Source organism: Neisseria sp. P0009.S007, from assembly GCF_051962515.1.
Map to the genome: position 1 here is coordinate 1 of NZ_JBQCVF010000341.1, position 1399 is coordinate 1399.

Below are 1399 nucleotides of genomic sequence, written 5' to 3' on the forward strand. Positions count from 1 at the left end.
CCGTCATGGCAAAAGCCGATTCAAAATCAGGCAAACGGCTGATGGCAATTTTTTTGAATCCATCTTTCTCAGGAAAAAATGCAGACAAACCATTCAACGATTCTTCATCTTTCATAATCAGACCGATGTCGCCGTTAAATACTTCCAGCATGTAATCATTGTGCGTAATCATGATGATTTGTCCGGCAAACCAAGGCGTTTCGCCCGAAACCTTGCCTTGCCGTTGCAAGTATTCTTGATAAGCCTGATTCAAATAATCAGCATCCTGCCGCCAAGCCGCCAATACCACCACATCGGCCGCATGACCATAGGCGAGTGCAACATTATTCTTTGCCATAGCCTGCCAATAATCCTGTTGCTTTTGATACAGCAAAGCGACCTGCTCTTTCAGACGGCCTGATTTCATTTCCAATTCTTTGGGGAACTTATCAAACTGTTCGACCGCAGTTTGCTTTTCCCCGGACACCACCGCCCTTGCCAAACAGCCGATACCGCTGTCTGCACCGAAACGGTGGCTGAACGTCAATTTGGCATTGTTTTGCGATAAAGCCTGTGGTCGCTCTTTAATCTCAAAGCCATGATTGGGCAGGTACACTTCCAGCTTTTCAGCGGTTTCTTTATCCAAAGCCGTCGGACGTGACAATGCCGCCAATACGGCTCCTAACCCAACCGACGGCAACTGGTTTTCATCGCCAAGCAATACCAGACGACAGCCGGTCGGCACGGCGCGCAATAAATCCAACACCAGTGGCAAATCCAACATCGAAGCCTCATCTACTACCAAAACATCCAATGCAAGCGGATGTTCATGATTGAACGCAGGGCGCATTTGCGGCGGCCGCAGTTTCAACAATCGATGGACGGTCTGCCCTTCCAAGTTTTCCAAATGCGCTTTAATGCTCGGAGACAAATCAAAACCGTCCAAAGCACGCTGCAAAGCCCGTGCCATATGCGCAGCCGCTTTGCCCGTCGGTGCCGCCAACGCGATACGGGGCAGCTTCGTACTGTTATTGCAAATCAGACCCAAAAGCTTTGCGACGGTCGTCGTCTTCCCCGTACCCGGCCCGCCGGTAATCAGCATAAAGTTTTGCAGCAAGGCCAAAGCCGCAGCATCCCGTTGCTCTTTGCTGTCTTTAGTATCAAACCAATCGCTCAGGCTTTTTGAAGCCGCCATAAAATTCACTTCTTCCGCCTCGGCACTGGCCAGCCGTTTAATTTCAACAGCCAAATCATGCTCCAACTGCCACATCCGCCCTAAAAACAATTTCCGGCCTTGCAGGATAAGCGGTTTATCCTCATTGCCGACCAAATTCGGCAAGTTGCTTAAGGCATCAACATCCGCTTTATCCAAGTAAATAAACGAATGCCCGTTTTGCAAGGCTGCAAACAGTCGAACCAC

1 protein-coding gene is annotated in these 1399 nt (G+C 49.6%); it reads right to left on the reverse strand.

The window, feature by feature from the left end:
• A partial coding sequence (recD, locus tag ACTHS3_RS13085; RefSeq protein ID WP_440368137.1) for an exodeoxyribonuclease V subunit alpha occupies nucleotides 1–1399 on the reverse strand: 1399 nt, incomplete at both ends.